The organism is Methylobacterium sp. NEAU K (assembly GCF_030700285.1).
Taxonomy (GTDB): domain Bacteria; phylum Pseudomonadota; class Alphaproteobacteria; order Rhizobiales; family Beijerinckiaceae; genus Methylobacterium.
In genome coordinates this window covers 1-24,014 of sequence record NZ_JAUYZJ010000029.1, presented here as the reverse complement: position 1 = coordinate 24,014, position 24,014 = coordinate 1, and the positions used below count along the sequence as shown (strand labels likewise).

Genomic DNA, 24,014 nt, shown 5'->3' with positions numbered 1-24,014 from the left:
GACGGACATCCGAGGACACCGCCATGACCGACAAACCGGGTAATCCCGCCAACCCAACCAGCTTCCCCGAGCAACGCACCGCCGCAGCGGGCCTGCCGACGGGTTCGAGCCTGCGGCCGGATCCGGCCGGCCACGGCGACCCGCACGTGGCCCCCGGGGAGGCGGCCGGCGACTTCACGCTCCGCCCCGACCCGCTCGGTCTGCACGATCCCCGCCCGCACGGCGGCGATCCGCGCCCGGCGGAGGCGGCCTCCGCGGTGAAGGAGGGGGTCCACGCGGCGAGCGAGCGCGCTGCCGACTTGGCCGGCCAGGCACGCGAGACGGTCACGGGCCTGGCGAGCGACATTCAGGAGCGCCTCGGCGGGGCGGCCGATCAGGTCCGCGAGCGCGCCGCCGCCGCCTACGATGAGGCGCAGGAGCATGTGGGCGCGATCCACAAGCGGAACATGCGCACGATCGACGACCTGACGGTCAAGGGCATCGACGGGCTCCAGCGCGGCCGCAGCGCGGTCGAGCGCTTCGTGGACGACAACCCGCTCCTGGTGGGCGTGGTGGGCGTCGCCGCCGGCCTCCTGCTCGGTGCGCTGCTGCCGCGCACCCGCCAGGAGGACCGGAACATCGGCCCCTGGGCCGATGAGGTCCGCGACCAGGGCCTGCGCTACGCCCGCGAGGTCACCAGCATGGGCCGGGAGTTCGTCCAGACGGCCCTCGACCCGGACAACCTCAACGCGGCGGTCCGCAAGGTCGCGGATGCCGACGACCACATGCCGCCCGCCAGCGAGCGGACCGCGCACAACCTCTGACGTCCATCGCCGATCCGCTGGACAAGGGCGGATCGGCCGGTCCGGCTCAGGCCGCGTAGAGCCCCGCATGCGCCGCGCGGAGCAGGTTCTTCTGCACCTTGCCCATGGTGTTGCGCGGCAGCTCGTCCACGAACAGGACGCGCTTGGGGCATTTGAACCGGGCGAGCCGTCCCTCCAGGGCGGCGAGCACCCCGGCCTCGTCCGGGGCGTCCGCGCCACCGACCACCACGGCGGTGACCGCCTCCCCGAAATCCGGATGGGCGAGGCCGATCACCGCGGATTCGACCACGCCGGGTAGCGCGTCGATCTCGGTCTCGACCTCCTTCGGGTAGACGTTGAAGCCCCCGGAGATGATCAGGTCCTTGCCGCGCCCGACGATGTGGACGTAGCCGCGCGCATCGATCTTGCCGAGGTCGCCGGTGATGAAGAAGCCGTCCGGCCGGAACTCGGCCTGCGTCTTCTCCGGCATGCGCCAGTAGCCCGTGAACACGTTCGGGCCCTTCACCTCGATCATCCCGACCGCGTCGGGCCCCAGCTCCGCTCCGGTCTCCGGTTCGACCACCCGCAGGGACACGCCCGGCAGCGGAAAGCCCACCGTGCCGGCGACCCGGTCCCCGTCGTAGGGGTTCGAGGTGCTCATGTTGGTCTCGGTCATGCCGTAGCGCTCGAGGATGGCGTGGCCGGTCCGGGCCTGCCAGTCCCGGTGGGTCTCGGCGAGCAGCGGCGCGGAGCCCGACACGAACAGGCGCATGCCCTTCGCCGCCTCTTGGGTCAGGCCCGCCTCCTTCAGGAGGCGGGTATAGAAGGTCGGCACGCCCATCAGGGTGGTCGCCCTGGGCATCAGGCTCAGGATCAGTTTCGGGTCGAGCCGCGGCAGGAACAGCATCGTGCCGCCGCTCGCCAGCACCGTGTTGGTCGCCACGAACAGCCCGTGGGTGTGGAACACCGGCAGGGCGTGGATCAGCACGTCGTCGGCGGTGAAGCGCCAGACGTCGACCAAGGTGCGGGCGTTCGAGGCGAGGTTGTCGTGGGTGAGCATGGCGCCCTTCGAGCGCCCGGTCGTGCCCGAGGTGTAGAGGATCGCCGCGAGATCCGCCGGCCCGCGGGGCACGTCCGCGAAATCGCCCGTCTGCCGGTCCGCGGCCTCGGCGGCGCTGCCCGCGCCCGCCGCGTCGAGGGTCCAGACCTGGCGGATGCCGGAGGCGGCCCGCGCGAGGGCGTCGCGCCGGCCCGGATCGCAGACGAAGAGCGCGGGCTCGGCGTCGCCCAGGAAATACGCGATCTCGGCCGGGGTGTAGGCGGTGTTGAGCGGCAGGAACGCCGCGCCGGCCCGGACCACCCCGAGATACAGGAAGATCACCTCGGGGCTCTTCTCGACCTGGACCGCCACCCGGTCACCCGGCTGCACCCCCGCCGCCCGCAGGGCCGCCGCGTAGGCGCCGGAACGGGCGATCAGGTCCGCGTAGGCGTATCGGCGCCCCTCCGGCGTCTCGATCACGGTCTTGGCGAGGTCGGGGACGCCGTCCCGGACCAGGGAGAAGAGGTGGTTCGTCATCGTGAGGCTTGAGCTATCACGGGCCGCGGGTCACGGGCACCCATAGAGCCGTTTCCGATCGCGTCGCAATCGGGGCCGGCTCGCCGTCGTGGCTTCCACGCGCTCGCCGGTACCGGACCGGTCCCCGCCGGTGGGCCATTTCAGGCGGCCAGCCGCTGCCGCGAGGACAGGAACGCGCCGTCCGGAGCGCGCTCGGGGGCGAACAGCCCGAGGCCGGTGGGCGCCGGCATGCCGACGTAGATCGCCTCCATGCCGCCCCTCGCATAGGCCTCGTGCCAGAAGCCGGAGCCCTTGGCATCCCGGGAGAAGTCCCGCCACCAGGTGCGGTGCGGCTCCGAGCGGGTGAAGCGCTCCAGGCTCTCCTGGTCGCGCCAGTACTGGCGCATGCCGACGTGATTCAGTCCGAAGAGCAGGGTTTCGTGGGCGAGCAGCCCGTCCGGCCGCGCCCGCACCGCCCCTGCGATGTCGCGCCCGAGCCCGATGAGGGCGAGCAGGCCGCGCCAGCGCGTGACGCGGAAGCCGAGATACACCACCACGAGGTCGGGATGGGCGGAGAGGTCCACCGAGCGGCGGATCGGTGCGGCTTGCATGGCGCGGCCTCCTGCGCTTGTATGCGGTGTAAACATACAGGGTGCGCGTACAGTGTCAACATCGAGGTCCGAGAAGGCCTATCACCACGGCGACCTGCGCGCGGCCCTGGTCTCGGCGGCGCTCGAACTGCTGGAGGGCGGGGGCGAGGCGGCCCTGTCGCTGCGCGCGGTGGCCCGGACCTGCGGGGTTTCGGCGATGGCGCCCTATCGCCACTTCGCCGGCAAGGAGGACCTCCTGGAGGCGGTCGCGGCCCGCGGCTTCGAGGATCTCGCCGAGGCGCTGGGCACGGCCGACGCCTCGGCGGCGGGCGCAGAGGCTCTGGCCGCGCAGGGGGCGGCCTACGTCGCCTTCGCGTGCCGGCGCCCCGCCCTGTTCCGGCTGATGTTCATGACCCCCTGCCGGAAACCCGACAGACCCCGGGCCTACGGGATCCTGGAGGCCCGGGCCGCCGCGCTGGCGGGCCCGGCGATGCCAGCCGAGGACCTGACGCTCGCCGCGTGGTCGCTGGTGCACGGGCTCGCCGCGCTGATCCTCGACGGCCGGATCCCCCCGGAGGCCGGCGGGACGGGGGCGGTCGCCCGGCGGATCACCCTGCATCTCGCCCGGCTGATGGCGGGCGTGCCCGAACCCTCCGCGTAAGGCGGTCCGCTCATGCCTCGGCGAGCACCACCGACCGCGGCGGCGGCAGCTTGGCGCGCAGCTCCCGGGTCACCGCCGGCGAGGCCGCCACGGTGCCGAGATTGGCGTAGGTCTCGTGGTTCTTCTCGATCGCCGCGAGGTCGTAGAGGTAGTTCACCATCAGGCCGTGCGACTGGGCCAGGCCTTTCTTCGAGGTGTCGCCGAGGAAGTTGATCCGGTCCAGCCGCGCGCCATTGCCGAGATGGAACCTGGCCACCGGGTCGAGCGGGCGCCCGCGCTCGTTCTTGGCGCGCAGGAAATAGGCCGCCGCCGCCGGGATCAGCGCCTTGCGCACCGCCTCGGCCCGGGCCTTGTCGGCAGGCCAGTCTGGATCGTCGAGCGCCCGCAGGACTTCCACGTCTTCGGGCAGCAGGCCCTGCGGGCTGTCGGCCCGGCGCTCCCGGGTGAGCCAGGCGGAGAAGCCCGGCACCGGCGAGAGGGTCACGAAGGTCTTGAGCGCGGGCATCTCGCGGGTGAGGTCCTCGACCACCTGCTTGATCAGGAAGTTGCCGAATGTGACGCCCGCGAGCCCCTTCTGGCAGTTCGAGATCGAGTAGAAGATCGCCGTCGTGGCCGCCTGCGGCTGCAGCGGCTTGCGCTCCCGCGACAGGATCGGCGCGATGGCCGGCGCGACCTGGTCGGTGAGCGCCACCTCCACGAAGATCAGCGGCTCGTCGGCGAGCGCCGGGTGGAAGAACGCGAAGCAGCGCCGGTCCGGCGGCTCGATCCGGGCGCGCAGGTCGTCCCACCCGGTGATCGCGTGCACCGCCTCGTACCGGATGATCTTTTCCAGGATATGCGCCGGCGTGGTCCAGTCGATGTGCCGCAGCACCAGGAAGCCGCGGTTGAACCACGAGGCGAACAGATGCTCGAAATCGGAATCAAGGCTGTCGGCGGCGTCCAGCAGGGCCGGGTCGGCCTCGTCCCCGGTGCGGAGCGCGCGGCGCAGGTCGAACAGGTCCTCGCGCATCCGCACGAGGCTGAGCGTGCCCCCGCGGGCGAGGTTGAGGCGGCGGATCAGCTCCTGGCTGCGCGGCTCGGCGGCCTCGTGCAGGATGCCGAGGCGGGCGCGGGTCGGGTCGGCCCGGTAGGCGGCGATCGCCGCGTCGACGGCCGCGTCGTCCGCATCGAAGTCCAGCGCGATGGCCCGCAGGAAGGCGTGGCGTTCGCCCTGGCCGAAGCTCGCGTAGCGGTCGAGGATCAGCCGGGCCAGCGCCACCCCGGAGGCCTCGCCGCGCCGGGAGATGAGGTCCTCGCACAGCTTGACCAGCTCGCCCGCGCTGGCCCGGCTCGCCAGATCGCCGCGACCGATGCCGATCAGGTCGCGGCCGCGCTCGCTGATGGTCTGAAGCAGGTCGCCGAAGAAGGAGATCGCCGCCATGACCCTCGCACTGACCTCCGCCGGCCCGGACCTGAAGCGCACCCGGCCCCGTGACGCCGGCTCGTCGATCGGAGGCGCGTGAAACCGCGAATCCGGGAACCGTCGGCCCCGGACAGGTGAGGCGGATCAGGTTCCCGATCCTGCCTGCCACTCTACGGCGGCGCGGCCGTCGCGACCAGAGCTAGAGCGGTCGCGGGGCGCCCCGGGTGTTGAACGTGCGGTCTTGGGACGAAGGTCGTGTGACGGGCGGATCCCGCAGGATCAGAAGAGCTCCGCCACGGTGGCGAGGTCGGCCCGTTCCCGCCAGTCGCCGACGCCGTGCTGGCGGGCGAAGCGGAGTTCGGCCGCGCGGCGGGCGCGCTCCGGATCGCGCGCCCGCATGATCTCGACGGACCCGATGGTGAAGGGCACCCCGAGGATCTCCTTGGCGAAGTCGACGCGGTAGTTCGGCATCCCGTACTCCTGCTGCAGCGGTTTCAGGCGCGTCCACGCGGAACGAATCCGGCCCTCCGGTCGTCATCGGGTGAGGAACCCGAAGCCGGCGCGACGCCCGGGACCTGGCCCGCGGCGGCGTCTCTCGTGCGGACGGCTTGAACCGCATCGGTCGCATATGGTGCGGCACGACCCCCCGTGAAGAGGCGCGGGCGTGCCCGGCAGGGATGCATGGCCGCAGCTTGCCGGACATCGCGCTCTGCCCGTATCGGTCCGGCCTCGCCCTTCCCTCCCGTACATGGACCCGATGATGGCCCGCATGATGGCCCTCCCGCGAGGGCGCGCCTGCCCGCTCCCGACCCTGTCGTGACCACCGTCCTCGACGCGAAGGCCCGGCTCGGCCTGACGCTGATCGCCGGCGGGGCCGTCGCCAACATCTATTACAACCAGCCGCTGCTCGGGCTGATCGTGTCCGAGTTCGGCGACCGCGCCGCCCTGTGGGTGCCGACCACCGCGCTGGTCGGCTACGGGCTCGGCATCATCGGGCTCGTGCCGCTGGGCGACGCCTTGCCGCGCCGACGGCTGATCGTGTGGCAGTGCCTCGGCCTCGCCCTGGCGCTGCTCGCGGTGGGCCTCTCCCCGAACCTCGCCTGCCTCGCCGTCGCCCACCTGGTCGTCGGCGTGCTCGCCTGCGCGGCGCAGCAGGCGGTGCCGTTCGCGGCCGAGCTCGCCCCGGATGCGAGCCGCGGGCGGATCGTCGGCCAAGTGATGACCGGGCTGCTCACCGGCATCCTGCTCGCCCGTACCGTGAGCGGGTTGCTGGGGGCGCATCTCGGCTGGCGCGCCGTGTTCCTGGCGGCCGCCCTCCTGGCCCTGGCCATGGCCGGCATCGCCCGCGCGACCCTGCCGCACACGCCGCAGACCCATCCCCTGCGCTACCGCGCCCTGATGCTGTCGATCCTCCATCTGGCCCGCACGCAGCCGGTCTTGCGCACGGCGAGCCTGTCGCAGGCCCTGCTGTTTGCCGCCTTCAACGCCTTCTGGGCGACCCTGGCGCTGCTGGTGGAGGGGCCGCCCTTCGGGCTCTCCGCCGCCGGGGCGGGCTTGTTCGGGGTGATCGGCGTCTGCGGCGCCTTCATGGCGCCTATGTCGGGCCGCTTCACCGATACCCGAGGCGCCCGGCCGGTGGTGCTCGGCGGCAGCCTGATGGTCGCCCTGTCCTTCGTGGTGCTCTGGGCCGCGGGCGCATGGTCGCTCATCGCGGTGGCGCTCGGCGTCCTGCTCATCGACATCGGCATCAACGGCGCGCTCATCGCCAACCAGACCCGGGCCTACGCCCTGGTCCCGGGGGCGCGGGGGCGCATCAACACCGTGCTGTTCACGACCCTGTTCGTGTTCGGGGCGCTCGGAGCCTTCGCCGGCTCGCAGGCCTTCTTGCTGCTCGGCTGGCCGGGGGTCTGCGCGGTGGGCCTCGCCTTCTCGGCGCTGGCGGTGATCGTCGCGCTGCGCGATCCCCATGGGCGCGCGCCGGCTTGAGCCGCCGGACCGGACGGCGCGTCGACGTGCCTATCCGTATATGAAATGGATATAAAACAACAGGATAAGCGCATCTCCTCGACTGTTGAATGAAGGTCAGCCTCCGCCTTGCAGCCGGAATCCTTCCGGCTTGAGCACGCGCGCGAGCCGGCACCAGGCCGCCTTCCCGGCCGGCAGGCCGAAGCGCAGGCGCTCCGGCCGCTCGGCGAAGCGCCGCACCGCGATCCCGGCCTCCGCGAGCCGCCGGTACAGGCCCGGCCCGTCGGCGAAGTCGGCCGTGCGGAACAGCCTGGTGCCGCCGACGATCCGCCCGCCCCCGCGGGCGATCAGCCGGTCGAGGCGGCCCGCATCCGCTTCCCGCGCCCGGGCGGCCTGCGCGCGCCACGCCGCGTCCGCCAGGGCGGCCCGCCCGATCGCCAGGGCCGGCCCCGACACCGCCCAGGGGCCGAGCGCCGTGGCGATCCGGTCCGCCGTCCCGGGATCCGCGACCGCGAAGCCGAGGCGCAGGCCGGCGAGCCCGTAGGTCTTGCCGAAGGAGCGCAGCACCACGAGCGCCGGCCCCGCATTCGGGTGCGGGACGTGCGGGCACAGGCTCGCCCCCGGCTCCAGGTCCGCGAAGGCCTCGTCGGCGACCAGCAGGCCGCCGCGGGCGCGCAGCGCCGCGGCCAGGGCGAGCCGCTCGTCGAGCGGATGGGTCCGCCCGTCCGGGTTGTTGGGATCGACCAGGACCGCCACGGGCGCGTCGCCGATCGCCTGGATCCCGCCGACCTCCGCCACCGCGTGCCCGGCCCGCGCCCAGGCGGCGGCGTGCTCGGCATAGGTCGGGCCGACCACCGCGACCCGGGTCGGCGCCACGAGCCGCGGCAGGAGTTCGATCAGGATCTGGGTGCCCGGCGCGGGCACGACATGCGCGGCATCGGGCGCGCGATAGGCCTCGGCGGCCGCGTCCCGGAGGGCTCGGACCTCGGCGGCACCGGGAAGGCGCGTCCAGGCGCTGGCCTCCACCGGCGGCGCGGGATAGGGGACCGGGTTGATCCCCGTCGAGAGGTCGAGCCAGGGCTCCGGCGCGTCGGGAAAGGCCTTTCGGAGTTCTCCGAGATCGCCGCCATGTGGGATCGCCCCCGGCTCCGGAGCGGGATTCCAGAAAAGATGGTCCATCCGCCCGACACGCTCGCCATCCTCGCCCTCGCCCTCGGGATCGAGGCGGCGGCCGGCTATCCGGACGCGCTCTACAGGGCGCTCGGCCACCCTGTCACCTGGATCGGCCGGCTGATTGCCTGGCTGGATCGCGGCCTCAACCGCGGCTCCGAGCGCCGCCGCCGGATCGCCGGCTGCCTCGCGCTGGCGATCCTGCTCGCCGCGACCGCCCTGCCCGCCTGTGTCCTTACCGCGCTCGCCGGCCTCGCCGGTCCCCTGCCCGCCTGCCTGCTGCTCGGCCTCCTCTGCGCCAGCCTGCCGGCGCAGCGCAGCCTGCACGACCATGTCGCGGCGGTGGAGACCGCCCTGCGGACGGGCGGCCTGGAGGCCGGGCGCCGCGCCGTTTCGATGATCGTCGGTCGCGACCCCGAGCACCTCGACGCGCCGGCGGTCTGCCGCGCCGCGATCGAGAGCCTCGCCGAGAATTTTTCCGACGGGATCGTGGCGCCGGCCTTCTGGATCGGCTGCCTCGGCCTGCCCGGGGGGGCGCTCTACAAGGCGATCAACACCGCCGACAGCATGATCGGCCACCGCACCCCGCGCCATGCGGCCTTCGGCTGGGCGGCGGCCCGGCTCGACGATGGCGTGAACCTGCCGGCCTCGCGGCTCGCCGGCCTGCTGATCGCCGGGGCGGCGGCCCTGCGCGGCGCCGACGCGCGCGCTGCCCTCCGGGCGATGCTCCGCGACGCGGGCCGCCACCGCTCGCCCAATGCCGGCTGGCCCGAGGCCGCGATGGCCGGCGCGCTGGGCCTGCGTCTCGCGGGGCCGCGGGTCTACGGCGGCACCCGCGTCCCCGATGCCCATATGGGCGACGGACGCGCCGAGGCCGATGCGGACGACATCGCCCGGGCGCTCGCGCTCTACCGCACGGCCTGCCTCATCCAGGGCGGCCTCGTCCTGGCGCTGCTCGCCCTCTGGCTCATCGTCGCGGGCTGACCCGGCGGCAGGGCGTGTTCGGAGCCGGATGCGGAGAAATCGCATCCGGCGCGCCGAAAATATCGTCCGCTGACGAAGCGATGGAGCCATGCGCCGAATGGCGGCCGCGGGCTCTCGGGAAGACGGCGATGCGCTGGCTCATGGCGTCAGTGCTCGGTCCCCGGCATGTTGGGGCGCGGGGCGCCGCCGTGATCGCGGATCACGGTGGAGCGCTGTGGATCGCCCTTGGCGTCGGCCACCTGCTTCCGGGCCGCAGCGGCCAGGAACCAGACGCCGCCCAGAGTCCCCAGGGCCAGGATCAGAAGCGGAATCCCGTCGCTCATCGCAATGCCCTCCTGAATGATGTCCCGCAGGGTTGTGGGGCTGCATCATCGTGCCGGATAAGTCGGCCTCGGGAATGATAACGCATGAACCTGCGCCGCGTTCAGGCTGTCCGCGCCGCCGCGGGCGCCGCGCGTCTCGCCGCGTCCCACCGCGTCCCGCCGCAGGGCGGAGAGCACCACGAACATCAGCCCGGCCCCACGGCGGGGCAGGCGGACAGGAGCGGGATCCGCGCCGACCCGGGGCTGCATGGGCATCGGGCATTCCCATGATCGCCGCGGTCCTTCGCGGGGGGGCGTTGATCGTCGCAGCTTCGTCACCGGCCCCGGCCGCGCCTACCGGGCAAGCGCCAGCAGACGGTCGCAATCGACATGCGCTGCGATGTGTCGCGCGAGGCCGTCCAGCGCCGCCTCGACCCCGGCCTCGTAGCCTGCGCCGTCCGAGGCGGTCCCGAGGCGGGCGAGCCAGGCCGCGCGCTGGGCCTCGTGCGCGAACAGCCCGTGCACGTAGGTCCCGGCCACCCGACCGTCCGCCGAGACCGCCCCGTCCGTGCGCCCGTCGGCGAGGCGCAGCAGCGGCCGGGCCGCGTCGGGGCCGCTTGTGGCGCCGATATGCATCTCGTAGCCGGAGAACGGGACGGCATCGGGCAGGCTCGTGCCCGTCACCGCGGCGAGGCGCTTGTCCGGCGTCATCACGGTCTCGACGTCCAGGAGCCCCAGGCCCGGCACGGTGCGCGGCGTCCCCTCGATCCCGTGGGGATCGGCGAGCGTGCGCCCCAGCATCTGGAAGCCGCCGCACAGGCCGAGCACCCGGCCGCCCCGCCGGACATGGGCGCGCAGATCGACGTCCCAGCCCTCGGCGCGGAAGACATCGAGGTCGTCGATCGTGGTCTTGGAGCCCGGCAGCAGCACGAGGGCGGCGTCGGCGGGGATCGGCGTACCGGGGCGCACCAGCACCACCGACACGCCCGGCTCCGCCCGCAGCGGGTCGAGGTCGTCGAAATTGGCGATGCGCGGCAGCACCGGAACCGCCACCGTGACGGCGCCCGGAGCGCGCGGCCCGGAGCCCGCCAGCCCGAGCACGTCCTCGGCCGGCAGGCGCGCGGCGTCGGGGAAATGCGGCACGAGGCCCAGGGGCGCCCACCCGGTCCGTTCCGCGATCAGCCGCATGCCGTCCGCGAACAGGCTCGGATCGCCGCGGAAGCGGTTGACGATGAAGCCGGCGATCAGCGCGGCATCGGCCGCCGCGATCACGACCCGGGTGCCGACGAGGCTGGCGATCACCCCGCCCCGGTCGATGTCGCCCACCAGCACCACCGGCGTGTCGGTGGCCCGGGCGAAGCCCATATTGGCGATGTCGCCGGCCCGCAGGTTCACCTCGGAGGCCGAGCCCGCCCCCTCGACCAGGACCAGATCGGCCTCCGCGGCCAGGCGCGAAAAGCTCTCCAGGACGGCGGGCATGAGCTTCGGCTTCCAGGCCTGGTAGTCGCGCGCCTTCACGGTGGTGACCATCCGCCCCTGCACCACCACCTGGGAGCCGACCTCGCTCTGCGGCTTCAGCAGCACGGGGTTCATGTGCACGGAGGCGGGCACCCGGGCGGCCCGGGCCTGGAGCGCCTGCGCCCGGCCGATCTCGCCGCCATCCTGGGTGACGGCGGCGTTGTTCGACATGTTCTGCGGCTTGAACGGGCGCACCCGCAGGCCCCGGTCGGTGAAGGCGCGCGCCAGCCCCGCCACGATCAGCGACTTGCCGACATCGGAGCCGGTGCCCTGGATCATCAGGGCCTTCTTGGGCGGCCGGCTCAGAACTCGATCCCTTCCTGGGCCTTCACGCCGGCCGCGAAGTGGTGCTTGACGCTGCCCATCTCGGTGACGAGGTCGGCGGCCTCGATCAGGGCCGGCTTGGCGTTGCGGCCGGTGACGACCACGTGCAGGTCCGGCCGGCGGCGCGTGAGGGCGGCCAGCACCGCGTCGAGGTCGAGGTAGTCGTAGCGCAGGGCGATGTTCAACTCGTCGAGGACGAGCAGGCGGATCGTGGGATCGGCCATCAGCCCCTCGGCCACGTCCCAGGCGTGGCGGCATGCGGCGATATCCCGGGCCTTGTCCTGCGTCTCCCAGGTGAAGCCCTCGCCCAGCGTGTGCCAGGCGACCTTGTCGCCGAAGGCGCCGACCGCGTGGCGCTCGCCGGTGTCCCAGCCGCCCTTGATGAACTGCACCATGCCCACCCGCCAGCCGCGGCCCAGCGCGCGCAGCATCAGCCCGAGGGCCGCCGTGCTCTTGCCCTTGCCGGGGCCGGTATGGACGAGGAGCAGGCCCTTCTCGAGGGTCTTGGCCGCCACCTCGGCGTCCTGCACGGCCTTGCGCTTCTCCATCTTCTCGCGGTGGCGCGTCGCGTCGTCGCTCATGCGGAGGTTCCTTGCGCGGGGGGCGCGGGCTTCACGGTCAGCGGCAGCCCGGCCACGGTGAGCACGACCCTTTCGGCCTGGGCGGCGAGCCGCTGGTGCAGGCGCCCGGCCTCGTCGCGGAAGCGGCGGGCCAGCGCGTTGTCGGGCACGATCCCGAGCCCGACCTCGCTGCCGACCAGCACCAGCGGTCCCGGCACGCGCGCGCAGGCGGCGAACAGCCGGTCCACGGCGTCCTCCAGATCGGCCCCCGCGAGGATCAGGTTGGTGAGCCACAGGGTAAGGCAATCGACCAGGGCCGGACCCTCCGCCTCCGCCACGGCCTCCGGCAGGGCGAGCGGCACGTCGCGCGTGCGCCACGCCCCGACGCGCCGGGCGCGATGCTGGGCGATGCGCGCGACCATCTCGTCGTCGAACGCCTGCGCGGTTGCGAGATAGAGCCACGGGCCGGGACAGGCCTCGATCAGACCCTCCGCGTAGGCGCTCTTGCCGGAACGCGCGCCGCCGAGGACGAGGGTCATGCGAGGCGGGATCTGCAGCATACCTCTCCATCGCCCCAACCCGCCCCGCGGTCAAACCCGCACGCCGCAGCGCATCGGCGGTTGCCGGGCGCCTCCGCTCCGACTATAGAACCACAGCCTAGCCAAAGCGCCCTTCGTCTAGCGGTCCAGGACGTCGCCCTTTCACGGCGAAAACACGGGTTCGATTCCCGTAGGGCGCGCCAACAAAATCAAGCACTTAGTTGCGATGAGTACGGGCCGGGCGCGTTTCGTTGTCGAAATCGTTGCTTGCGGATCGGCACGATGAGCCGTCGAAAGCCTGAGCTTACCGCTTGTTGGCCGACCGGCCGAAAGGTCGAGGCCGGCAGGGATGCGCTCGACTTTCTCGCCGCTGAGGCTACGAGCTGCGGCGAATCGTTCGAGGGCCTGCGGCGCTCCCTGGCGCAGAACACGCCTGCGGCCCGGATGCTTCTCAGAAAGATGGGGCTCACGCGCGAGGCACTGTTTGGCCCAGGTCGTCCGAAGGAAACGCCTCGGATGCTGCTGATCAACGCGGTCGTTCGAGACCTGATGGAAGTCGGACGGACGGAAGAGCAAGCCTTCAAGGAGGCACCTCGGTATCTTGCCAATCCTCGGCTGCGGGAGAAGCGCGGGATCGGAGCTGGTCTACCAGGCACAGCGCACGGGAAAGGTGGAAGCAAGCCGGACCTGACGGCCGAGGCGGTCGCCGACGCGTACCGTAAGTTCCGGCCGCAATGGCCGCACCTCTTCTTCGATGAGATCGAGGATGAGGGGGATGTGGAACCTGACTGGTGGCCCGGCGCGATCGAGGCTGCCGGCCGAAATCCAGACGCCGAATAAAAGCGCCCATCAGCGCTCGGTTATTCGGGTGTGCCCGAAGGCACGGTCTCAGCGCACTTCGAACCGCTGAGGCCCACGATGTCCAAAAGAGAATCCGCACCTCCCGCCGCACCCGGCGCCATGACGGTCAACGAGTTCGCCGACTACCTGCGCATTTCGCGGACCGGGGTCTATCGTCTATTCACCCGCGGGGATCTCAAGCCCTTCAAGGTAGGGCGACGTACCCTAGTCCGCCGCGCAGACGCCGACGCATTCCTAGCGACCTGCGCTGGGGCCGCGTGATGAGGGGGCCCGCACCTGGGCTTATGCCCGTCTTCGCCCGCGGCAAGACCGACGGCACCTTCAACATGCAGTGGGTCCGCGACCCGGGCATCAAATCCGGCAACGCGGAGTTCTTGGACCCCAATCCGGCCTGCCTCGTGCAGCTCCGGCCTATGCGGAAATCCGAGACGTGCTCGAACGGCGCAGGCCGTAAGGCGAACGCGATCCTCATGGTTCGCGGCGAAGGCATCACAGATCTGGCGCTGTACGTCAGGGTTCCGCCACACCTCTTGAAGAACAACCGAGCCGGTGTGGTCCGAGCGATGCGCTGCGTGGACGCCTTCGACAGGTCCATTGCAGCGATGATCTGGGAGAAGATTGGCCGCAGCCGCTGGCCTTCGCGCGAAGCGTGGTCGTGGAAGTAATGACCTGGCGCGATGACACTGCCGCCTGAATGCGAAGCGGCGGCCCTCCGCACCACCAAGAAGCCGCCGCTTCGTCTCTCAAACCCTCTACGCGAACGCCGGCCAGCACCGCCGTCCGCCGGGAAAGTGTCATGGACGCAAGCAATTATGGTCTCGGCCGGTCCGAACCACAACCTGTCGCAGTTGAAGCCTCCGAGGCCGTAACTCCGGCGCAGGCTGCGCCTCTTCAGACCGCTCCCGTGAAAGCCACGCCCGAGCTGCCCAAGGGTGACACAGCTAAGGCTGTGGCCTTTTTGGTCGCTTTGATCGAAGGGCTTCTCGCGGTCGCGGCGATCGATCCAGAGGCGGGCAGCTGCCACGGGGCAACCTTCGCGCTACCGGCCGAGCGCGATCAGCTAGCCGCTTGGATCGAGGCGCGCCAGGGCAAGTATAACCTCCACTTCACGCTGAACGAGCCGGTCCCGCGCGATCTACAGCAGGGCGCATACGGCAGGGTGTGCAAGGCGGACATTACGGGCATCCGCGGCGTCGTCATCGATTGCGATCCGCATCCGAAGATCGAGGCCGAACCGGACGGCCTCAAGCGCGAGCGCAAACGGCTCTGGGATCAGGCACTGGACTGGCGCAAGCGGTATGAGGCCAGCGCGGTCATAGACAGCGGCGGCGGATATCAAGGAGTGTGGCTGTTACGGGAGCCGCTACCTGCGACCCCGGAGAATGTCCGAGCTGCGGAAGCGCATTCGCGCGGTCTGGCGCACATCTTCGGCGGCGACAGCACGCACGATGTCTCGCACCCGTTCCGCATCCCATTCACCGTTAACCTGCCGAATGCCACGAAGCGGGAAAAGGGCCGTGTGCCAGCCCTCACCGAGGGGAAGGTGTTCGACGATCCGCGGCGCCTGCACACGCTCCGTAGCCTCGCGATCCAGGCGCCTCCAATGGATAAGGCGACCGCGGCCGTCGCGGCAGGCGAATACGATCTGTCGGCTGCATGGGAAGCGATCGGCGATCCGGAGAAGCTTGATCCGGACCTGCTCGCGCGGTTGAGGACGGCCCGGGCGAACCGTCCGCAGCTCGACAAGGTGCTCAGCGCCGAGCCGGCATTGAAGGGTGAGCGCTCGGATCGAGACTACAAGGTTGCCGCCAACGTGATCGAAGGCGGCATTCTGGACCTCGAGGAGATAGCTGCAATCGTCGCGGCGTACTCGCCGGACAAATTCCAGGACGAAGCTGAGCAGCGCGGCGACGACCGGGCTGAACGCTACCTCGCTTACACGGTCGCGAAAGCCCTTACGCGGGTTGGGCCTCAGCGCTTCTTCAACGTGATCGAGGAAGACGCTGGGACGTCCACTTCGACTGTCATCGAGCCGGTAGACATCTTCGGTGATGACGATCCGGCCGACCTCTCCACACCACCTGTAGGGAGCCTGCCGGATGTGATCGCGCCGATCGTGCGCACGCTCAGCCGTCAGATGGGCGTTCCTGAGAGCTTCGTGGCCGTTGCGGCCGTGGCCGCGCTGGGTGGTACGATCGGCAGCGCGCTCAAGCTTCGGGTGAGGCAGCACAGCGCCGGCTTCCTCGTGCCGGCCACACTGCCGGTGGTGATCGTCGCCCGTCCCGGTCGGAAGAAGTCGCCGACGATCTCCGCGCTGCTTCGTCCGCTGAAGGAGATAGACCGGGAGCTTCATCGGCAGAATTGCAAGACGCAGGCGGCTTGGGATGCTTTGCAGCAGGCCGCGAAGGGCAAGCGCGACGGCACGGCGGTAGCGCTGCCGCCAACGCCCGTCATTCGGCGGCTCATCGTGGACGACGCCACCCTGGAAAAGCAGGTCCGCATCCACGCGGATAACCCGTGCGGGATCATCCGAGCCCCTGATGAACTGTTTGCCTTCCTGGGGAGCTTCGGCGCCTACAAGCGCTCCGGCGACGGCGACCGCAGCACTATGCTTCGCCTGCTCGACGGCACTGACATCAGCGTCGATCGGGTCGGCGGCTCCGTGCGGGCCGACAGTGCTCTGATGGGCCTCATTGCCTCGACGCAGCCCGACAAGATCCGCCAGCACGCGGGCAACCTGGGTACCGACGGCTTCCTGCAACGCCTGATCTTCGTGACGGACGACGATGCGGAGCGGGTGCATCTCGACGTGCCGGAAGATCCCGCGGCGGTCGCCGAGTATGAACGCGCGGTGCGGGGCATGTTTGCGCTCCGCTCGAAGCCCAGCGTGGTGCATTTGTCGCCCGAGGCCCGCGCGATCCTGTCTGAGACAGAGAGCCGCGTGCGCGCCCTTGCGCACTATCCGGGCGCCTCAGCCGGTTGGGAGGGACACGTCTCGAAATGGGAGGGCCTGATCTACCGCATCACCCTCACGTTCCACGCCCTCGATACTTGGACGCTTCTCGACACGGTACCGGTCGGAGGGTCTGAAGTAGGCGTGACAGCCGAGACAGCACGGCGCGCGTCCCGCTTCGTCCAGTACCTCGTGAAGCACGCCTTTCGGTTCTACGCCGAGTTCTGCGAGCCGGCCGAGCGGACGATTGAGGCGCGCTGGATCGCTGGGCACCTGCTGACGCGGCCGGACGTCCTGTCCGTGACGGCCCGAGACATCGAGAAGGCGCGACGCACCCTGAGCGGTAAGCGGGGGCTCACCCGCGCGGCGATGCGGGAGCTTGAGGGGGCTGCGTGGGTGGCTGTGGCGGAAAGCGGGCCGGACGGGCCGACTAAGTGGGCGGTAAACCCGAGAATTCACGCGCGGTTTGCCGAGCGAGCCGAGCGCGAAAAGGCGCAGCGTGCGCGTGCACAAGCTCAGATTTCAGCGGCAATGTCAGCAAAACGGGAGCTGAACGATGCGTGACAGATCGGAAGCGCCGACAATGCCGCTCGCGTGCGTGATAGATAGATTGCGTCTTTCTCTTCCTCCTTTCTCTTCTCTCCACATCCTCTGCCCTTCACCGATCTTCATGCGCGCACGCGAGCGGCATTGTCGACGGCTCTGCGCGAGGCAAACAGGGAGTGTGGAAGCCCCGCCGATCTACCGCATGGAGGAACGCCGTTATGCGTAGGCGCCCGCCTCAAAGCTCGCGAAGGGCCACTCGCCGTGGCGGCAGCCATTACGCGCCGGACTTTCCGTCCATCGGCGCGAGGGCGCTTCGACGCTACCATGCCGAGCGACACCTTCATCCGTTCTGTGGTGCGCTCGCTAAATCGACCGGCGAGCCTTGTCGGCGGACGCCGGCCAGGGGTCGGACGCGCTGCAAATTTCACGGAGGTGCCACGCCACGGGGCGACGGGCCGGCCGGCTGGCACACACCGGGATTCCCTGAAGGCATCCCGACGGGAAATCCGCGCAGCGACGCCCATAAGGCCCGGAAGCGCCGTCAGAGGCGTGCCGAGATCGCGGCTATGACGCCAGACGAGCGGGCGCGGCTTGAGGCATGGCGGCGGGCGAACAAACCGGGCCGTGCCACGGAGCGGGCGTGGGGCCGCCAGAACCGCGACGCGGCCCGATGGCTCGATGAGATCATGCGCGAGACGCCACGCGCACCGACACCGGACCTCCTTGAGCTGGATGCGCTCCGGACAAAGCTGCGCGCCCACATCGCGCGCTTCGACGCTGAGATGGCCGCGAGCCCTGACGATGAACCGCCGATTGGCGGACTGTTCGACTAGGAGGGTTTGATGATGGATGAAGCTGAGAGGGCGCGTCAGGTTCGCGCCACGCGGGATGAGGTGGAGCACAAGCTCCGTACCGTGGGCGCGCGGGTGGCGCTGGAAACGCTGGTGGAGATTTCCGGTGACCGCACGGCGCCAAAGAGCGCGCGTGTGGCCGCATCTCGGACCCTAACCGAACTGAACGGTCTCGTGCTGCGCCAGGGCGATGGTCTAATCAAGCCGCTCCACGAGATGACGCGCGCCGAGCTCGCCGCTGCCCGTGATCGCGCAGTTGCATACCTTGCGGAACTGGATGCACCTGTAATTGAAGGCGAGGAGTCGGAGGGGTTGGGGGAACTGCCCACGTTCGATCCTCCGAACCGGCCAGCACCGGGAGGGCTGTTCGAATGAGGAACGAGCGTAAGCACGAGCGTGGCAGCGTCGTTATGCGCAACCCTCCGAGGGTTGTACCGCCACGACGTCTGTTGAAGGTGCTGGAAGGCTTGTCTGCTCGGTGACAGAGCCAGCCCTGATTCGCGCCCCGCTTACTGATCAGCGCCGATCCATCATAGTTGGGAGTGGAGATCCAGCTTCCGGCCCGTTGGGCATGCGCGAGCGGCTGGCTGTGCACCGGCTCGATCTCGAACGTAGAGATTGAACAAACATACAACTTCTGTATGCGCTTTGCAGGCCAACTGATCGGCTTGAGGAGACGGCCATCCGATACGCGCCGCCGAGAGGACCGACTAAGATTTCGAGTTTTTCTTGCTTGCAAATAGTGTGAGGGCTTAAGTGCAATTTACATCTCATCTCATAGATACAAAGATAATGGGCGTCAATGTTGGCGCAGAGCTAAGCATTGGAGAGTATCTGCGCATCGCGCCAGCTATACTTTCTAAGAATGAATATCAGCGCAAGCGTGTAAAGAGTTCTGGGACATATGAGCTTCTTAGGAAAGATCTCATCGAAGGCTGCGTAATGCCTCCGATAATATTGGCTGTCACCTCAGCTTATGGAAGTGAACTAGAAAATTTGGTCCGCCGTGCCATCATCGAACAAGACTCGTTCACCGATTGGGCCAGCATTTTCGCCTTTATCGAGCGAGCTGCACAAGACGGCGAGTTGCTGATTTTGGACGGTTTGCAACGAACCTTAACAATAGAGGGTATTGGCACAGATAAGGACGGCGGAATAAGCAAAGAGAAAATTTCCGAGTTCTTCGGCCACAAGATTCGCGTTGAGATCTATGTCGGTCTGTCAAAGACTGGCATTTTGTATCGTATGCTAACATTGAACACTGGGCAAACACCGATGTCGTTCAGGCATCAGCTCGAAATTCTTTATTATGACTACATAGATAACAACGCCCTGCCAGACGGAATCAGCATCCTTAAAGAAGTTGACGAGAAAAGAGCGCGGGGGGTGGGGCGATATAAGTACGCTGACGTAGTAGATATGTTCTATGCGTACTCAACCGGAACGCCGATGCCGTATGATAAGCAGGCATTAGTCGGCGAGCTGAGGGAGATAAATTTCCTTGAAAGCTATCGTTATAAGGCCGATGCAGATGATATGCAGCATCTTCTGGAGGTGTACAATCACCTTATCAAAATCATAGATAGCCGAGCGGGAGATTGGACCGCGGAATCACAAGAAGATGGAGGTTTGATCAGACCTTTTGGCTCTAACGTTTGCTCCATCCTGGCACGACCTCAGCCAATGGCTGGCTTCGGTGCTGAATGTAAGCGATTGATTAAGGTTGGTGCTGTGCCAGAAATCAGCACGATTGATGCGGCAATCGAAGAGCTGAGATTTTCCGAAGATCCTAGTACTTCATTGAATCAATTGCTGTTGATTTTGGACCAGATTGCTAAGAAGGCGAAGCGGATCGGAGATGCTCAGCGCGCTTATTTCCAGTTCGCGTTTCGCGCAATGCTGCTCCCCAGCAGCGACGCGTATTTAGATCTTTCAAAGTGCTGGCTTAAAGGCCAGGAAGATTTTGAGATGATGTACTAGAAATGTCACCTCAAGAGCGGTTCTTTGGACTCACGCGACACGAGGTCGCCGAACTTGGCATAACGATCGAGCATGGCGAGAGAACTGCTACGATCAAAGCCAGCAGCAGCCGGGTGTTCGACCTTACTCATGGAGTAACGGTTGATCAGCCGCGGGACGAAAGCAAATATCTCGTTGAGATTTGCTGCACGGGGTTTCCTGGCGAGTCCAATATCATAAATCTGAAGGAAAAATTGTCGAGCCAATCTATCGGATACATTTTCCCTGTGACATCATTCAGAACTGGAGAATACATCGAGGGAGTTTGGCCGCGCAGATATGCTGAGGTCGGATTTCGTAAGATCACAAATCTAGAGAAGCTGTCCGCCTTCTCCGAGTCCGGGTCCATTGACTCATTCAAAGAGAAAACTCTCTGCCTCGACGACGTAATTTCAGACGAAGTAGGTATTCTTGTCGTCGGAGTCGAGCAAATGCAAAGATTGGGCATGACGCTCGATATGCTTGAGTTGTTGCTTCTCAAAGACGGCATCACTATAGTTCGCTCTTTAGACGAAGTCGGCCATGCAATTTGCAAGGAGAATTGGCGAAGCACTATCAATATTTCAGTTCCGGACGAGATAATTTTATCCGAAAGTGTGGTTCTTAGACAATTATTTAAGAGCGCTGACGCAGATATAACAGGTGTCGGTGCTTTTCTATTAATGTACCAGGCTTTTGAATTCTGCATAGATCACATATTTGCATGGGCTATGCATGAACTTGCGAGAGGCGGTTTGACCACTTGGGACATGAAAGCTAGACTCTCCGAGGTGACTGGTGAAAGATTTAGGCTTGGCGTTCTTGATTCAAAATGTCTGACTCGTCTGACTTCTCGCTCATCGCTCGATGAGCTGAAGGAATCTTCCAAGATCTTCCTTTTAGCTGTAGGCGTTGAGGACCAATTAGAAGATCAGGGTTGGGCAAGTCTGGTTTACAAAGTCAGGAATGTCATTGTTCACAATCAGATTAAGATGATGAAGGCTCCTCAGGCGACCTTGTTCGATCTTAATCGAGCTTTGCGTCAGGCATGCCTCGATATATTATTGTCATTCTCCAAGCCAACAGTGTATTTCGCAAATCCATCTATTGTGATGGATCCATCAGAGACGGTGCTCGAACCGCCCGAGGAGAGAGACGTTCCCGGATGATCAGACTGTGCTGATTGCGCTGCCTCGTTGATTTTACATTAGGTTATCATCTCAACGGTAGCTGGTTGGCTGCGAGAATGCATTGGCATCTGCGCATCGGGCGGTCGCGAGGCGGACCCGCAGACGCGCCACAGCAGTCGGCGTCCACGTACCGCGTCCGCTCGGCGTTGGGATGTTCTCGGCGGTCAATGCCGCCGCGACTGCTCGCAGCGACGCCGTGCCCTCTGGATCGATGCGCTTCAGGATGGGCGCCAGCGCTTCGGCCTGCGCGTCAACGTTGCGCCCGCGGGCGGCTCGCGCCTTGGCCGTGTCTTCAGCCGTGCCGGCCCGGCCGCGGAAGCCACCGAGAACCTGCCCGCGCGCCTTGGCGGCGGCTAGCGCGGCCTTTGTTCGGACCGAGATCATTCGGCGCTCTTCCTCGGCTACTACAGCCATGATGCCGACGGTCATCCGGTTCGCCGAAGGCATGTCACAGGCGACGAAATCGACGCCCGCCTTGCTGAGACCCAGGAGGAAATGAGCGTCGCGGGCCAGCCGATCGAGCTTGGCCACCACCAGCGTCGCCCGGTGCGCGCGGCAGAGTGCCAGGGCGCGGGTCAACTCCGGCCGCTCGCTGTTAGCGCCGCTCTCGACCTCGACCACTTCGGCGACCAGATTCCAGGCGCCGCCGTTCAGATAGTCCGTGACGGCCGAGCGTTGCGCCTCCAGGCCGAGACCGGACCGACCCTGCCGGTCCGTGCTCACACGCAGGTAGGAGATGAACCGTAACCGATCGGCTGGCACCACGCCCGGTCTGAGCGCGGCGTGCTAATCTGCTCAGATGGCGGTCGACGAGGAGCGCATCGACGAGGCGGTGCTCGCCCTTTTGTGGCTGACGCTCCACGATGGGCGTCGGGCCTGGAAGGGCTTCGACTGGGCTGTACTTGGCCGTCTCCACGCCAAGGGGCTCATCGCCGATCCGGTCGGACGCGCCAAGTCGGTGGTGCTGACAGACGAGGGATTGCGCCAATCCGAGGCGCTGTTCCGGAGCCTGTTCACACGCCCTGACTGACGCGTCAGGGCCGTGGCGTTCTCAGGCCACGGCTTGGAGCGTGGGTGTGCTCGGGTAGGCCCAGGGCAGAAGCTCGTCGAGGCGCCGCTGCGGATGGCCGTCGACGATGCGGGTGATGACGTCGGCCAGGTAGGCCTGCGGCTCGACGCCAACGAGTTTGCAGGTCTCGACCAACGAGGCGATCACCGCCCAGTGCTCGCCCCCGCCGTCCGAACCAGCAAACAGGGCATTCTTCCGATTCAAGGCCAGGGGCCGGATCGCGCGCTCGACGGTGTTGGAGTCGATCTCCACGCGCCCGTCGTCGAGGAACAGGCTCAGCCCCGCCCAGCGGCTCAGGGCGTAGCGGATCGCATCCGCCAGGTTGCTCTTGCGGCTCAGGAGGCCGAGCTTCTCGCGCAGCCACGGCTCCAGCGCCTCGACCACGGGCCGGCTTCGTTCCTGCCGGGCCGCCCGTCGCTCCTCGGCCGGGCGACCGCGGATCTCGGCCTCGATCCGGTAGAGCATGGCGATGCGCGACAGCGTCTCCGTCGCGATCGGCGAGGCCGCGGCTAGGTCGTAGAATTGCCGACGCACATGGCTCCAGCAGTAGGCCAGCCGCACCGCGCCGCCCTTGGCCAGCGTCTCGTAGGCTGCGTAGCCGTCAACCTGGAGCACGCCTGCAAACCCACTGAGATGCGCGATCGGCCGTCCGGCCGTGCGATCCGGGGCGTAGACGTAGGCAACTCCCGGCGGATCAGTCCCGCCCCAGGGCCGGTCGTCGCGCGCATACGCCCAGAGCTGGCCGGTCTTGGTGCGGCCGCGACCCGGATCGAGCACCGGTGCCGTGGTCTCGTCGGCAAACAGATTGCCCGAGCGCTTCAGCGTCTCCAGCAGCCGCCCGTGGACGGGCCGGAGAAGGAAGGCGGCGCGCCCGACCCAGTCGGCCAGCGTCGAGCGGTCGAGGCTGACGCCCTGGCGGGCGAAGATCTGCGTCTGTCGATACAGCGGCAGATGGTCGGCGTATTTGGAGACGAGGACCTGCGCGACGAGAGCGTCGGTCGGTAGACCGCCCTCGATCAGCCGCGCCGGTGCCGGGGCCTGCACGATCGCGTCCCCGCAGGCGCGGCAAGCGTAGCGCGGACGGCGGATCACCAGCACCCGGAACTGCACCGGCACCACGTCGAGGCGCTCGGACACGTCCTCGCCGATCCGGTGCAGGGCACCCGAGCAGCACGGACAGGCGGTGCGGTCGATGTCGACGAGGCACTCGACCCGCGGCAGATGGGCGGGCAGCGCCCCACGGTTCGTGCGCCGCTTGACCCTCCGGGCCTCCTTCCTGGCGGGCTCGCCCTCCTCGGCGGCAAAGCCCGCAGCCTCGACCTGCTCGGCCTCCTCCAGCCCGAGCAGGAGTTGATCCTCAGGCAGGCTCTCGGCGCGGCGGCCGAAGCGGTGGCGCTGCATGGCCAGGATGATCTGTCGCAGCCGCTCGTTCTCGGCGCGCTCCTCGGCGAGCAGCGCCTTGAGCGTCTCGGGGTCGTCGGACGAGGGCGAAGCAGGCGCCACCATGAAGCGGATTAGAGCAGATCCGCCAGTGACTTACCACCGCGACGAAGCCCGTCCGCCGGGCTTTTTGCTCAGCCTGCAACCGCCGGCGTGCTCACGGGACGCGCTGCATGGACGCGCTTCCAGTCCAAGCCTTCGACGAGCGCCGCGAGCTGCGCCGCGCTCAGCCGAACCACGCCGTCCTCGATCTTCGGCCAGCAGAACTGACCAGCCTCCAAACGCTTGGTCGCGAGGACCAGCCCGCTTCCATCCCAGACCAGGAGCTTCACCCGGTCGGCCCGCTTCGAGCGGAACACGTAGACCGTGCCGGAGAACGGATCCGCGCCCATCGCGTCCCGGACCAGAGCGGCCAGTCCGTCCATGCCCTTGCGGAAGTCCACCGGCCGTGTGGCCAGCATCACGCGCACCGCGCCGGAGGGCCCGATCACAGGGGAGCCTTCAGCGCCCGGATCACCGCGGCGATCTGAGCCGCGCTCGCGCCCTGAGCGATGCGGACCGTGGCGCCTGCGATCTCAACTTCGATACCGTGACAGCCGCGCGGCTCACGCAGCGCGGAGCTCGTCTGCGCTGACGCCGGCTCTTGCCGGCCCACACTCAGCACGGCCGGCACGAACTGCAGTGGGGTCTGGTCGTCGTGCCTCCCAGCCTGACGCGCCAGGCGCCGCCACGTGAACAGTTGCGAGGCGCTCAG

At 68.1% G+C, this 24,014-nt stretch carries 26 protein-coding genes, 1 tRNA gene and 2 pseudogenes; 15 read left to right on the top strand and 14 right to left on the bottom strand.

Features of this window, described 5'->3' with window-relative positions:
• Nucleotides 1–23: 23 nt before the first annotated feature.
• Complete coding sequence (locus Q8W67_RS20355; protein ID WP_305549286.1) at nucleotides 24–803, top strand: hypothetical protein; 780 nt, start codon at nucleotides 24–26, stop codon at nucleotides 801–803.
• A gap of 46 nt (nucleotides 804–849) precedes the next feature.
• Here the strand turns inward: Q8W67_RS20355 and Q8W67_RS20350 are convergent, their stop codons facing one another.
• Together Q8W67_RS20350 and Q8W67_RS20345 are read right to left on the bottom strand one after the other, a co-directional pair.
• The gene (locus Q8W67_RS20350) at nucleotides 850–2,358 is read right to left on the bottom strand and encodes a malonyl-CoA synthase (protein WP_305549283.1); all 1,509 of its coding nucleotides are present in this window, start codon (nucleotides 2,356–2,358) and stop codon (nucleotides 850–852) included.
• A gap of 140 nt (nucleotides 2,359–2,498) precedes the next feature.
• Complete coding sequence (locus Q8W67_RS20345; RefSeq protein ID WP_305549280.1) at nucleotides 2,499–2,948, bottom strand: monooxygenase family protein; 450 nt, start codon at nucleotides 2,946–2,948, stop codon at nucleotides 2,499–2,501.
• A gap of 52 nt (nucleotides 2,949–3,000) precedes the next feature.
• Here Q8W67_RS20345 and Q8W67_RS20340 point away from each other — a divergent pair, with 52 nt between their 5' ends.
• Nucleotides 3,001–3,588, top strand: a complete 588-nt coding sequence (locus Q8W67_RS20340; protein WP_305549277.1) for a TetR/AcrR family transcriptional regulator — start codon at nucleotides 3,001–3,003, stop codon at nucleotides 3,586–3,588.
• Nucleotides 3,589–3,598: 10 nt separating this feature from the next.
• On the opposite strand, the gene Q8W67_RS20335 is transcribed toward Q8W67_RS20340, so the two are convergent.
• Together Q8W67_RS20335 and Q8W67_RS20330 are read right to left on the bottom strand one after the other, a co-directional pair.
• Nucleotides 3,599–5,008, bottom strand: a complete 1,410-nt coding sequence (locus tag Q8W67_RS20335; protein ID WP_305549269.1) for a malonyl-CoA decarboxylase — start codon at nucleotides 5,006–5,008, stop codon at nucleotides 3,599–3,601.
• 261 nt (nucleotides 5,009–5,269) lie between these two features.
• A complete protein-coding gene (locus tag Q8W67_RS20330; RefSeq protein WP_305549267.1) occupies nucleotides 5,270–5,461 on the bottom strand; it encodes a hypothetical protein in 192 nt (63 codons plus the stop codon).
• A gap of 345 nt (nucleotides 5,462–5,806) precedes the next feature.
• Here Q8W67_RS20330 and Q8W67_RS20325 point away from each other — a divergent pair, with 345 nt between their 5' ends.
• A complete protein-coding gene (locus tag Q8W67_RS20325) occupies nucleotides 5,807–6,976 on the top strand; it encodes an MFS transporter (protein WP_305549264.1) in 1,170 nt (389 codons plus the stop codon).
• Between the two features lie 96 nt (nucleotides 6,977–7,072).
• Here Q8W67_RS20325 and cobD read toward each other — a convergent pair whose 3' ends face one another.
• A complete protein-coding gene (gene cobD, locus Q8W67_RS20320) occupies nucleotides 7,073–8,134 on the bottom strand; it encodes a threonine-phosphate decarboxylase CobD (protein ID WP_305549261.1) in 1,062 nt (353 codons plus the stop codon).
• Here cobD and cbiB point away from each other — a divergent pair.
• Nucleotides 8,126–9,109 carry an adenosylcobinamide-phosphate synthase CbiB gene (gene cbiB / locus Q8W67_RS20315; protein WP_305549258.1) on the top strand — a complete coding sequence of 328 codons (984 nt, stop codon included), beginning with the start codon at nucleotides 8,126–8,128 and terminating at the stop codon, nucleotides 9,107–9,109. The two genes, cobD and cbiB, sit on opposite strands and share 9 nt — an antisense overlap.
• A gap of 146 nt (nucleotides 9,110–9,255) precedes the next feature.
• On the opposite strand, the gene Q8W67_RS20310 is transcribed toward cbiB, so the two are convergent.
• From Q8W67_RS20310 to cobU, 5 genes are all read right to left on the bottom strand, one after another.
• The gene (locus tag Q8W67_RS20310) at nucleotides 9,256–9,432 is read right to left on the bottom strand and encodes a hypothetical protein (RefSeq protein WP_305549255.1); all 177 of its coding nucleotides are present in this window, start codon (nucleotides 9,430–9,432) and stop codon (nucleotides 9,256–9,258) included.
• A 45-nt stretch (nucleotides 9,433–9,477) separates the two neighbouring features.
• Nucleotides 9,478–9,687: a hypothetical protein gene (locus tag Q8W67_RS20305; RefSeq protein WP_305549252.1), complete on the bottom strand. Its 210-nt coding sequence runs from the start codon at nucleotides 9,685–9,687 to the stop codon at nucleotides 9,478–9,480.
• Nucleotides 9,688–9,765: 78 nt separating this feature from the next.
• Nucleotides 9,766–11,208, bottom strand: a complete 1,443-nt coding sequence (locus Q8W67_RS20300; protein WP_305549249.1) for a cobyric acid synthase — start codon at nucleotides 11,206–11,208, stop codon at nucleotides 9,766–9,768.
• A gap of 23 nt (nucleotides 11,209–11,231) precedes the next feature.
• Nucleotides 11,232–11,834: a cob(I)yrinic acid a,c-diamide adenosyltransferase gene (gene cobO / locus Q8W67_RS20295; RefSeq protein ID WP_305549245.1), complete on the bottom strand. Its 603-nt coding sequence runs from the start codon at nucleotides 11,832–11,834 to the stop codon at nucleotides 11,232–11,234.
• Nucleotides 11,831–12,352: a bifunctional adenosylcobinamide kinase/adenosylcobinamide-phosphate guanylyltransferase gene (cobU, locus tag Q8W67_RS20290; protein ID WP_305549242.1), complete on the bottom strand. Its 522-nt coding sequence runs from the start codon at nucleotides 12,350–12,352 to the stop codon at nucleotides 11,831–11,833. The genes cobO and cobU overlap by 4 nt, the downstream gene beginning before the upstream one ends.
• 127 nt (nucleotides 12,353–12,479) lie before the next feature.
• Between cobU and Q8W67_RS20285 the strand changes: the two genes are divergently transcribed.
• The 10 genes and pseudogenes from Q8W67_RS20285 (at nucleotide 12,480) to Q8W67_RS20245 (ending at nucleotide 20,730) form a co-directional block, all read left to right on the top strand.
• Nucleotides 12,480–12,555: transfer RNA gene (locus Q8W67_RS20285), tRNA-Glu, on the top strand.
• A gap of 79 nt (nucleotides 12,556–12,634) precedes the next feature.
• Complete coding sequence (locus tag Q8W67_RS20280) at nucleotides 12,635–13,192, top strand: hypothetical protein (protein WP_305549239.1); 558 nt, start codon at nucleotides 12,635–12,637, stop codon at nucleotides 13,190–13,192.
• 78 nt (nucleotides 13,193–13,270) lie between these two features.
• Entirely contained in the window at nucleotides 13,271–13,474 is a 204-nt protein-coding gene (locus Q8W67_RS20275) for a helix-turn-helix domain-containing protein (protein WP_370693917.1), read from the top strand.
• A 23-nt stretch (nucleotides 13,475–13,497) separates the two neighbouring features.
• Nucleotides 13,498–13,878 (top strand): hypothetical protein, encoded by a 381-nt coding sequence (locus Q8W67_RS20270; RefSeq protein ID WP_305549233.1) that lies wholly within the window; start codon nucleotides 13,498–13,500, stop codon nucleotides 13,876–13,878.
• Between the two features lie 131 nt (nucleotides 13,879–14,009).
• A complete protein-coding gene (locus tag Q8W67_RS20265) occupies nucleotides 14,010–16,730 on the top strand; it encodes a DUF3987 domain-containing protein (RefSeq protein WP_305549230.1) in 2,721 nt (906 codons plus the stop codon).
• A 200-nt stretch (nucleotides 16,731–16,930) separates the two neighbouring features.
• Nucleotides 16,931–17,137 (top strand): annotated as a pseudogene (locus tag Q8W67_RS26890) (hypothetical protein); the annotation flags it as partial.
• A gap of 141 nt (nucleotides 17,138–17,278) precedes the next feature.
• Complete coding sequence (locus Q8W67_RS20260) at nucleotides 17,279–17,545, top strand: hypothetical protein (RefSeq protein ID WP_305549227.1); 267 nt, start codon at nucleotides 17,279–17,281, stop codon at nucleotides 17,543–17,545.
• A gap of 9 nt (nucleotides 17,546–17,554) precedes the next feature.
• Nucleotides 17,555–17,938, top strand: a complete 384-nt coding sequence (locus Q8W67_RS20255) for a hypothetical protein (RefSeq protein ID WP_305549224.1) — start codon at nucleotides 17,555–17,557, stop codon at nucleotides 17,936–17,938.
• A gap of 417 nt (nucleotides 17,939–18,355) precedes the next feature.
• On the top strand, nucleotides 18,356–19,543 hold the full coding sequence (locus Q8W67_RS20250; protein WP_305549221.1) for a hypothetical protein: 1,188 nt from the start codon (nucleotides 18,356–18,358) through the stop codon (nucleotides 19,541–19,543).
• A gap of 2 nt (nucleotides 19,544–19,545) precedes the next feature.
• Nucleotides 19,546–20,730 carry a hypothetical protein gene (locus Q8W67_RS20245; protein WP_305549218.1) on the top strand — a complete coding sequence of 395 codons (1,185 nt, stop codon included), beginning with the start codon at nucleotides 19,546–19,548 and terminating at the stop codon, nucleotides 20,728–20,730.
• A 51-nt stretch (nucleotides 20,731–20,781) separates the two neighbouring features.
• On the opposite strand, the gene Q8W67_RS20240 is transcribed toward Q8W67_RS20245, so the two are convergent.
• A complete protein-coding gene (locus tag Q8W67_RS20240; protein WP_305549215.1) occupies nucleotides 20,782–21,516 on the bottom strand; it encodes a recombinase family protein in 735 nt (244 codons plus the stop codon).
• 34 nt (nucleotides 21,517–21,550) lie between these two features.
• On the opposite strand from Q8W67_RS20240, the gene Q8W67_RS20235 reads away from it, so the two are divergent.
• Nucleotides 21,551–21,781 (top strand): DUF6429 family protein, encoded by a 231-nt coding sequence (locus tag Q8W67_RS20235; RefSeq protein WP_305541305.1) that lies wholly within the window; start codon nucleotides 21,551–21,553, stop codon nucleotides 21,779–21,781.
• Nucleotides 21,782–21,802: 21 nt separating this feature from the next.
• Here the strand turns inward: Q8W67_RS20235 and Q8W67_RS20230 are convergent, their stop codons facing one another.
• The 3 genes and pseudogenes from Q8W67_RS20230 to Q8W67_RS20220 form a co-directional block, all read right to left on the bottom strand.
• Nucleotides 21,803–23,326 carry an IS66 family transposase gene (locus Q8W67_RS20230; RefSeq protein WP_305541302.1) on the bottom strand — a complete coding sequence of 508 codons (1,524 nt, stop codon included), beginning with the start codon at nucleotides 23,324–23,326 and terminating at the stop codon, nucleotides 21,803–21,805.
• 68 nt (nucleotides 23,327–23,394) lie between these two features.
• A complete protein-coding gene (gene tnpB, locus Q8W67_RS20225; protein ID WP_305541299.1) occupies nucleotides 23,395–23,751 on the bottom strand; it encodes an IS66 family insertion sequence element accessory protein TnpB in 357 nt (118 codons plus the stop codon).
• Nucleotides 23,748–24,014: pseudogene (locus Q8W67_RS20220) on the bottom strand (hypothetical protein); the annotation flags it as partial. The pseudogene Q8W67_RS20220 and the gene tnpB, both read right to left, overlap by 4 nt.

Excerpts from the sequence above, each read along its gene's own strand:
- Q8W67_RS20355 (WP_305549286.1), top strand. The coding sequence starts at position 24 with ATGACCGACAAACCGGGTAATCCCGCCAACCCAACCAGCTTCCCCGAG.
- Q8W67_RS20350 (WP_305549283.1), bottom strand. The coding sequence starts at position 2,358 with ATGACGAACCACCTCTTCTCCCTGGTCCGGGACGGCGTCCCCGACCTC.
- Q8W67_RS20345 (WP_305549280.1), bottom strand. The coding sequence starts at position 2,948 with ATGCAAGCCGCACCGATCCGCCGCTCGGTGGACCTCTCCGCCCATCCC.
- Q8W67_RS20335 (WP_305549269.1), bottom strand. The coding sequence starts at position 5,008 with ATGGCGGCGATCTCCTTCTTCGGCGACCTGCTTCAGACCATCAGCGAG.
- Q8W67_RS20330 (WP_305549267.1), bottom strand. The coding sequence starts at position 5,461 with ATGCCGAACTACCGCGTCGACTTCGCCAAGGAGATCCTCGGGGTGCCC.
- cbiB (WP_305549258.1), top strand. The coding sequence starts at position 8,126 with ATGGTCCATCCGCCCGACACGCTCGCCATCCTCGCCCTCGCCCTCGGG.
- cobD (WP_305549261.1), bottom strand. The coding sequence starts at position 8,134 with ATGGACCATCTTTTCTGGAATCCCGCTCCGGAGCCGGGGGCGATCCCA.
- Q8W67_RS20310 (WP_305549255.1), bottom strand. The coding sequence starts at position 9,432 with ATGAGCGACGGGATTCCGCTTCTGATCCTGGCCCTGGGGACTCTGGGC.
- Q8W67_RS20305 (WP_305549252.1), bottom strand. The coding sequence starts at position 9,687 with ATGCCCATGCAGCCCCGGGTCGGCGCGGATCCCGCTCCTGTCCGCCTG.
- Q8W67_RS20300 (WP_305549249.1), bottom strand. The coding sequence starts at position 11,208 with ATGATCCAGGGCACCGGCTCCGATGTCGGCAAGTCGCTGATCGTGGCG.
- cobO (WP_305549245.1), bottom strand. The coding sequence starts at position 11,834 with ATGAGCGACGACGCGACGCGCCACCGCGAGAAGATGGAGAAGCGCAAG.
- cobU (WP_305549242.1), bottom strand. The coding sequence starts at position 12,352 with ATGACCCTCGTCCTCGGCGGCGCGCGTTCCGGCAAGAGCGCCTACGCG.
- Q8W67_RS20280 (WP_305549239.1), top strand. The coding sequence starts at position 12,635 with ATGAGCCGTCGAAAGCCTGAGCTTACCGCTTGTTGGCCGACCGGCCGA.
- Q8W67_RS20275 (WP_370693917.1), top strand. The coding sequence starts at position 13,271 with ATGTCCAAAAGAGAATCCGCACCTCCCGCCGCACCCGGCGCCATGACG.
- Q8W67_RS20270 (WP_305549233.1), top strand. The coding sequence starts at position 13,498 with ATGCCCGTCTTCGCCCGCGGCAAGACCGACGGCACCTTCAACATGCAG.
- Q8W67_RS20265 (WP_305549230.1), top strand. The coding sequence starts at position 14,010 with ATGGACGCAAGCAATTATGGTCTCGGCCGGTCCGAACCACAACCTGTC.
- Q8W67_RS20260 (WP_305549227.1), top strand. The coding sequence starts at position 17,279 with ATGACGCCAGACGAGCGGGCGCGGCTTGAGGCATGGCGGCGGGCGAAC.
- Q8W67_RS20255 (WP_305549224.1), top strand. The coding sequence starts at position 17,555 with ATGATGGATGAAGCTGAGAGGGCGCGTCAGGTTCGCGCCACGCGGGAT.
- Q8W67_RS20250 (WP_305549221.1), top strand. The coding sequence starts at position 18,356 with ATGGGCGTCAATGTTGGCGCAGAGCTAAGCATTGGAGAGTATCTGCGC.
- Q8W67_RS20245 (WP_305549218.1), top strand. The coding sequence starts at position 19,546 with ATGTCACCTCAAGAGCGGTTCTTTGGACTCACGCGACACGAGGTCGCC.
- Q8W67_RS20235 (WP_305541305.1), top strand. The coding sequence starts at position 21,551 with ATGGCGGTCGACGAGGAGCGCATCGACGAGGCGGTGCTCGCCCTTTTG.
- Q8W67_RS20230 (WP_305541302.1), bottom strand. The coding sequence starts at position 23,326 with ATGGTGGCGCCTGCTTCGCCCTCGTCCGACGACCCCGAGACGCTCAAG.